The organism is Aureibacillus halotolerans (assembly GCF_004363045.1).
In the GTDB taxonomy this organism is placed as follows: domain Bacteria; phylum Bacillota; class Bacilli; order Bacillales; family DSM-28697; genus Aureibacillus; species Aureibacillus halotolerans.
Genome location: NZ_SNYJ01000014.1, coordinates 97,768 through 105,124, shown reverse-complemented (window position 1 = coordinate 105,124; position 7,357 = coordinate 97,768). Strand labels below are relative to the sequence as shown.

Genomic DNA, 7,357 nt, shown 5'->3' with positions numbered 1-7,357 from the left:
ACTACTCTTTTTATAACCGTCCATACTTTTCACCTCGTACCTTCAGTATGGACAGCAGAGGATAAGGCTAAAAGCGTATACCGTCTAAAGACGGTAGAGTTAGACCACGTGTTTGGAAATTAAATTCCCGTTAATTAGGTACAAATTATCATTATCATAACTATTCAATTTTTCTTTAGATTCTTCCTCTTTAATGAAACGATATAACTGAGAATTCGATCAAACTTTAATACTAAAACAACTTGCCATATAATGTTTTAAGTTAATCCTTTAGTTGTCTTTTCACTACTTCCACACAAATTTGGATATCAATTATAAGCTTCGCTTCCATTCCTTCAATTGCAATAGAACCTATATGATCAATCCTCCATGCTAACACTCCTAAATTATATCTAAGATCTCTTCCTCATCTCTTAAACAGCTTAGGCCATTGCGCATCATATGGAGTTATAATAATTTAGTCATTCATTAATTGTGCATCTCCTGACTGATTTATAACTAAGTCACGTAGTTAATTCGTCTGGTGAACCACATTTTATTAACTTTCCATCCCTGAGAACTAAAACTACATCTGCTTTCTTAGCTTCTTCTATTCTATGTGTTGTAACGATCTTTGTAACATTTGGACCGAGCTCGCTAATCATCTGCCATATGGATAATGCGTTAGCATCGTCTAAACCAGCTGTTGGCTCATCAAAAATGAGGAGGTTGGGGTTCGTTAATAAGGCACGTGCTATGGCTAAACGACGTTTTTCACCTCCAGAGAAATTTTGTCCACCATCAGTTACATTGGACTTATATCCGTAGGGTAGTCTCATGATTGTACTGTCCATATTTACTTTAGATGCAATAGCTCTCACTTTTGCTGTAGATAAATCTGCACCGACGACTAGGTTATCGAATACTGAAACATTAAAAAGGTATGGCTCTTGCCATATCATCGATAAGTTACTAACCCGGTCATCATATACAATTTTCCCTTTAGTAGGTAGATAAAGACCTGCCAATAATTTTAAAAGTGTTGATTTCCCCGAACCGCTTTCTCCCGTTATTACTATATGCTTACCCGGTTCTATATTGAATGTTATTGAATCTAGCGCAATTGTATTTGAGAGAGGATACGTATATGACACAGAATCTACATACATACATGTTGATATTAATAGACTTGGTTGTCTCTCTTTGATGTCTAAAAAATCAATCACTCTTTTTGCAGCGGCAAATGAATTTTGCATAGACACGACTAAATGATTAACGTGCCTTGCTGGGAAAAAAATCATTTCAATCGTAGCTAAAAAACTGATTAATTCTCCTATCGCCATTTCATTACGTAATACTTTTGATCCTCCAATGTACAAAATTAGTATATATGCAAGGATCTCGATAGCTGACCCTACTATTTGTAAAAACCCCTGTGAAAAATCCCTTTTGACATTTGTCCGATACGAGGAATTGCATGCTTCTTTAAATCTATTTTCACCCCACTTATTGGCTCCTACACTTATTAAATCTCTTGATCCTTTAATCAGGCTGGATAAGGTTTCAAGTGTAGAAGAAAAGGCTTCTTGCGCCACGTGACTAATGTTCACAATAGATTTAGATGTGACTATAGGAATAGAAGCACTTAAGATTAAAAAAGGGAGTAACCACAGCATTAAATTTGCGTCTAAGTAAGATAGTGCAATGATTGATCCGATAAATTGTGCGAGAGAATGTGTGACTTCTGCTAAAAGTGTGCCATACACGGACGTCCATCTTGGGAGATCAGACGCATGATATGCCTGAATTTTTCCTGGATCAATTTCTTCAATCTTTGTGAAAGGTAAACGTAAGAAATGTGCGAACAGGTCCACCCTTAGGCTCATTAGAATTCTTTGACTAATTTTTGTGCTAACATACATTAACAAAAGTGAACTCCCCCAAGTGGCTAACCAGCTTCCTAAAAATAATAAAATGAGCCAAAACACATGTGAATTCGGGTCCCCATTGACTAAAACATTAATGATCATTCCGAATAGAATCGGCCTCGTAAGATTAAGTCCAGCAGCTAGAATACCAATAAGTATAGACCAAACGACCATAGGTATTTCTTTCCTAAGTGGTAGAATCATTGATTTAATATAATTCAATATATTCACCTCATCTTTTCTATTTTTTGTTAGACGCAGGTATGACCAAGTGTCACCACAACACAAATAAATTGAACTTTATGGAGGTACATTTACAAAAACTTTCCCAATAAAACAAACTTTCACTTTGCAAGTGGTTCAGGTACAATAAGGGCATTACACACAAGGAGGCTTTTGCAATGAAAAACATGAAAACGCAGACAGTCGATAGAGCATATAAGGGAGGCTTCCGTTTCTAATAAACGGCACCCCCTTCTATGTGATTATGGGAATTCACATTAAAGGGGTCCAACATGACATTTCCAATAAAGAAATTTCTTTCGTATTACAAGCCATACAAAGGCATCTTTTTAACTGTACTTGGCTGCGCGTTGTTCGTTTCGTGCCTGCAACTGGTGTTTCCTCTGCTCGTCCGCTATATCACAAATGACGTGCTTGAAAGCGATTTAGCGACAGCATTAACTGACGTGTATTGGATCGGCGGCATCATGCTCCTTCTCATTGTCGTTCAAAACATCGGCAACTACTTTGTCGATTACAAAGGCCATGAAATTGGCGCACGCATGGAAAGCGATATGCGAAGTGAACTGTTCAGTCATTTGCAAACGCTGTCTTTCCGTTTTTACGACAAAGAAAAAACCGGACAGCTGATGTCACGTGTCACGAATGATTTGCTCATGCTTTCCGAGCTGTATCATCACGCGCCCGAGGATTACACAAGATACCTCGTACGCTTTATTGGCGCCTTTGTCATTTTGTTTATGATTAACGCGCCATTGACGCTTGCTGTCTTTTGTTTCCTCCCTGTTCTTGGCGTCCTTTCGCTGTTTTTTAACCGCATGCTCAATCGCGCGATGACGCGAAACAAAGAACGCATTGCCGACGTCAACGCCCAGGTTGAAGACAGTTTGGCTGGGATTCGTGTAGTGAAATCCTTTGCCAATGAGAAGCTTGAAGTTGAGAAATTCAACCGCGAAAACGATCGCTTTCTCTTTAGCCGTAAGCATACGTATCGCGCAGAGGCTTACTTTTATAACAGTGCAGAGGCGTTTGTGCAGCTCATCACGGTGACGATTGTCATCTTCGGGAGTGCGAGCATTCTCAATCAAACGTTTGACCTCGCGGACTTGATTACTTTTTTGCTCTATATTGGCTTTTTGATTGAACCGATTCAAAAGCTCACGCATATGAGCATGCAATTCCAGGAAGGCGTTACAGGCTTTCAACGGTTTATGGCGATAATGAACGTGAAGCCTGACATTGAAAATCGATCGGATGCCATCCCCCTTTCCAATGTCCAGGGGGCAATCGAGTTTAGAGAGGTCGCATTTCGATATGGAGACCATCTTGATGATGTTTTCACTGACCTGTCGCTAACGATTGTGCCAGGTGAGTACGTCGCAATTGTGGGGCCATCAGGGGCTGGGAAAACGACCTTAAGCTCGCTTATCCCCCGTTTTTATGATGTCACTGCCGGTAGTGTATCTATTGATGGACATGACGTGCGAGACATTGAGCTCCATTCCCTGCGCAGCGCCATCGGTATTGTGCAACAGGACGTGTATTTATTTGCCGGAAGTGTGATGGACAATATTCGCTATGGCCTCCCAGGAGCAAGTGATGATGAAGTGATGGATGCGGCGAAAAAAGCCAATGCCCATTCCTTTATTGAGCGCCTGCCTCACGGGTACCATTCAGAGATTGGCCAGCGTGGGGTTCGTTTATCAGGCGGACAAAAGCAACGCCTTAGCATTGCACGTGTCTTTTTGAAAAACCCGCCTATCCTGATCTTGGATGAAGCGACAAGTTCTTTAGATAACGAGAGTGAAAGTATCGTCAAGCGGTCCCTCGATAATTTGGCCCGTGGGCGCACAACACTGGTCATTGCCCATCGCCTCTCAACCATTCGGAACGCCGAACGTATCGTCGTTCTAACAGAAGAAGGTCTTACCGAGCAAGGCACACACGACGCGCTGCTCTCACATAATGGGGCTTATGCAAGCCTGTATGCCCATCATTTTGAATATCAGGTATAACTAAACTAACAAAACGCGGTCTCCCAATGAAGGAGAGCCGCGTTTTGTTAGTTATCGGTATGCCCAATGAAAGCACATCGTTTAAATAAATTAATTAAAGGAAATCGCTTGGCTTATCTAGCCGCAAAGCCTTGGCTGGCGCGGAGTTGCCATACGGGCAATGAGCACCGGACAAGGCACAGCAACAACGAAAGCGAGCGTTTGTCAACAAACTCACATAGGCGGAATGAAAACGCTTGGCTTTCTAGGCGCAAAGTCTTGGCTGGCGCGGAGTTGCCATACGGGCAATGAGCACCGGACAAGGCACAGCAACAACGAAAGCGAGCGTTTGTCATCCGCCTATGGAGTACGCCAAACGAGTGACATAGCAATAAAAAAGATGATAAAGAGGAGGATCAACAAGCCATTCACAAGAAGCGGGACAATTTGAGACCTCTGTTTGCGAAGGATAATGCCCAGAATCAGCCCAACGGTAACAGAGACTAAGCTCCAGAAAACGTCCCCTGTTACGATAAGAACGACAGCGATCGCCGCACATAGATAAGCAAGAACAGCCATACGGCGTTCACCTCTTCTCGTTTAAAATCCTATATACAAAAGATCAAGAAACGCAAACCCTGAGCAGACGAGGATAGCGGTAAAGTTCCCTGCCAAACCGATCCATTGCCACGCATTTTCTTTTCCGAACATGGAGAGAAGGAAGCCGACAATCGGCGCGACAAAAACGATCCACACAATCATGACACCATAGCCTGACAAATGCCAGTCTGCAAAAAACATCCCACACAGTAGAACGACTGAAAGCACTAACAGAAGCACGGATATCACACTAAAAGGGGTTCGCTCATTGAACCTTATTCTCCATAACAAACAGCCGGTGAGCTGAAGACTCGCAGGTACGATGTAAATAGCGCCTATGCCTAAAGCGCCTACGATCACTGAAAGTGAAACTAGCCAAAATCCTTGTTTGTAGCCTTTGGCGATTGCAATCCCACCGATAATCCCGAGAATGCCCCCAAAGACACCAACAAACCAAACGCTCCCTACACCATATGAATCACTGACAAGACTGAAAAAGACCGCGTAAAATGAAGCAAGGACACCAAGGATGCCCCCGCAAACCATCGTCAGTTCCATTCGTTGATTCGTTGCTTGCATTAGCCCATCCCTTCTTTATCTGCAGTTAGCCAATACTGGAGAATAGGCTGATCTGGTCTATTTAACTCAATAGGAAGTTCATCTTTTGGATAAAAGGAAAGAGCTCGTCCTTCCTTTCCATCCACTGCTAATGTTCCATCAAAGCGTCTACAAGAATACGCAGCAACAACATTGTATACCTCATCCCCATGCGGATAACGATAATAAAGGTCTTGCCCTGAAAAGACGTGAATGAGCGTCAGCTGTTTTGCTACTAGACCTGTTTCTTCATAAAGCTCTCTTTTCGCGCACGCTTCAAGCGACTCGCCAAGCTCAAGGGAACCGCCTGGAAGACCCCATCTATGATTATCACTTCGTAGCTGCAGTAGCACCTTGTTCTCGCTATCTTCGACAATAATACATGCACCAACCATAATTAACGGGATGGAGCCGACCTGTTTTCGAAGCTCTGAAATATACCCCACATGAACCTCCCTTTAATACGGATATTGCTCGCCTGAAGTGTTGACGAACAATGGTTCATCGGTTGTGCCTTTCCTTTGTTCAATGATTTGGCCAATTTTTTCTGCTGTATCAACCGGGCTTTTCGGCGCCTTTGCTCCCCCCATATCGGTATGCATCCAGCCTGGATCGATGGCGAGCACTCGTATGCCCTGCCCTCTTACGGCATTTTGCAGCAATACACTTTGCATATTAAGCGCTGCTTTGGACATGCAATAATCAAATTCGGTCCCACGTCCTGACGTGCCGATGCTTCCGGCCTCAGAGGAAATATTGGTTAACACCTTTGTGTTGCCCTTCTCTAATAATGGAACGCTTGCCTTTGCCACACGAAGAGGACCAATGGAGTTGATGTTATACGCTTTCTGGACGACATCAAAGTCCACGTCCTCCAATGAATTTACCGTTTCAGGAAAACGCGCTGCCGCGTTATTGATGACAATATCCAGGGAAGATGTTAGCTTCGCAATTTCTTCAAATGCTTTCTCAACCGACGCATCATTTGCGACATCTAAGGAGATGACATGAAGCTGAGGTGAAGCAAGCTGAAGCAATGCGTCGCTTTCCGACCGAGCACACGCGTAAACTGTCGCTCCCTTAGCCAAATAATAGCGGACAAACTCTAAACCTAAGCCTCGATTTGCCCCGGTAATTACTACATGTTGTGTCATTTAAGTGACCCTCTTCCTAAACGATTTTTATCAAAATCCAGTAAATCCGCCATCAAGAACGCTCAAGGTGAAGACGACAGTGATCACATAATACAGCCCAACACAGCTGAATAATACGAGAAACACTGATCTCAAAGTATCTCGCTTGCGTTTAAGTGTAAAGATAATTCCAGCAATGAGGAAGGCGAATGAAATGATATATATTAGTATAAATGGGAGATTCAATTCCGAAACAATTTTTAATGAAGTTGCTGGGAACGAGAGTACAATCAGTATACTAGCAATAATTGCCCATACATTCGAACTCATCTTTTACCCCCATCAATTATTTGTTCATCATTGGCATTCCAAACATTTCCTATATTGTATAGGAACAATTATGCCGTTGCAACGGTTAATTCTGTTTGCATGTCACTACTCTTTTTGTTCGCTTATGCCTAGTTTTCGCGCAACTCAAGGCCTTTTTTCGTGCCTTCTTTGCGGGTTCGAGCGCTCTTGCCCGATTTTCGCGCAGCCCATGCCTGTTTTCGCGCACTCTCGTTCGATTTTCGCGCAACTCCAGGCCCTTTTCGCGCACTCTTTGCGAATTCGAGCGCTCTTGCCCGTTTTTCGCGCAGCCCATAGCTTTTTTCGCGCACTCTCATTCGATTTTCGCGCAACTCAAGGCCTTTTTCGCGCACGCTTTGCGGGTTCGAGCGCTCTTGCCCGATTTTCGCGCAGCCCATGCCTGTTTTCGCGCACTCTCGTTCGTTTTTCGCGCAACTCTAAGCCTTTTTCGCGCACTCTTTGCGGGTTCGAGCGCTCTTGCCCGATTTTCGCGCAGCCCATGCCTGTTTTCGCGCACTCTCGTTCGTTTTTCGCG

Annotated in this window: 9 protein-coding genes; 1 reads left to right on the top strand and 8 read right to left on the bottom strand. The window is 43.4% G+C overall.

Annotation, left to right across the window (positions count from 1 at the left end):
* Positions 1–262: 262 nt before the first annotated feature.
* Together EV213_RS15185 and EV213_RS15180 are read right to left on the bottom strand one after the other, a co-directional pair.
* The gene (locus EV213_RS15185) at positions 263–379 is read right to left on the bottom strand and encodes a GrpB family protein (RefSeq protein WP_133581409.1); all 117 of its coding nucleotides are present in this window, start codon (positions 377–379) and stop codon (positions 263–265) included.
* A gap of 124 nt (positions 380–503) precedes the next feature.
* A complete protein-coding gene (locus EV213_RS15180; RefSeq protein ID WP_133581408.1) occupies positions 504–2,129 on the bottom strand; it encodes an ABC transporter ATP-binding protein in 1,626 nt (541 codons plus the stop codon).
* Between the two features lie 293 nt (positions 2,130–2,422).
* Between EV213_RS15180 and EV213_RS15175 the strand changes: the two genes are divergently transcribed.
* A complete protein-coding gene (locus tag EV213_RS15175; protein WP_133581407.1) occupies positions 2,423–4,165 on the top strand; it encodes an ABC transporter ATP-binding protein in 1,743 nt (580 codons plus the stop codon).
* A 339-nt stretch (positions 4,166–4,504) separates the two neighbouring features.
* Here the strand turns inward: EV213_RS15175 and EV213_RS15170 are convergent, their stop codons facing one another.
* From EV213_RS15170 to EV213_RS21000, 6 genes are all read right to left on the bottom strand, one after another.
* Entirely contained in the window at positions 4,505–4,723 is a 219-nt protein-coding gene (locus EV213_RS15170; protein ID WP_133581406.1) for a hypothetical protein, read from the bottom strand.
* A gap of 21 nt (positions 4,724–4,744) precedes the next feature.
* Positions 4,745–5,323 (bottom strand): hypothetical protein, encoded by a 579-nt coding sequence (locus tag EV213_RS15165; protein WP_133581405.1) that lies wholly within the window; start codon positions 5,321–5,323, stop codon positions 4,745–4,747.
* Positions 5,323–5,787, bottom strand: coding sequence for an NUDIX hydrolase (locus EV213_RS15160; RefSeq protein ID WP_133581404.1), 465 nt, complete (start codon positions 5,785–5,787; stop codon positions 5,323–5,325). Before EV213_RS15160 ends, EV213_RS15165 begins: the two co-directional genes overlap by 1 nt.
* Before the next feature lie 12 nt (positions 5,788–5,799).
* The gene (locus tag EV213_RS15155; protein ID WP_133581403.1) at positions 5,800–6,495 is read right to left on the bottom strand and encodes an SDR family oxidoreductase; all 696 of its coding nucleotides are present in this window, start codon (positions 6,493–6,495) and stop codon (positions 5,800–5,802) included.
* A 30-nt stretch (positions 6,496–6,525) separates the two neighbouring features.
* Entirely contained in the window at positions 6,526–6,804 is a 279-nt protein-coding gene (locus EV213_RS15150) for a hypothetical protein (RefSeq protein ID WP_133581402.1), read from the bottom strand.
* Between the two features lie 351 nt (positions 6,805–7,155).
* Positions 7,156–7,357 (bottom strand): hypothetical protein (locus EV213_RS21000; protein WP_208112769.1); only part of this gene is annotated, 202 nt, incomplete at its 5' end.

Bases quoted from the DNA above. Each gene is read 5' to 3' on its own strand.
- EV213_RS15155 (WP_133581403.1), bottom strand. From the start codon at position 6,495: ATGACACAACATGTAGTAATTACCGGGGCAAATCGAGGCTTAGGTTTA.
- EV213_RS15175 (WP_133581407.1), top strand. From the start codon at position 2,423: ATGACATTTCCAATAAAGAAATTTCTTTCGTATTACAAGCCATACAAA.
- EV213_RS15165 (WP_133581405.1), bottom strand. From the start codon at position 5,323: ATGCAAGCAACGAATCAACGAATGGAACTGACGATGGTTTGCGGGGGC.
- EV213_RS15170 (WP_133581406.1), bottom strand. From the start codon at position 4,723: ATGGCTGTTCTTGCTTATCTATGTGCGGCGATCGCTGTCGTTCTTATC.
- EV213_RS15150 (WP_133581402.1), bottom strand. From the start codon at position 6,804: ATGAGTTCGAATGTATGGGCAATTATTGCTAGTATACTGATTGTACTC.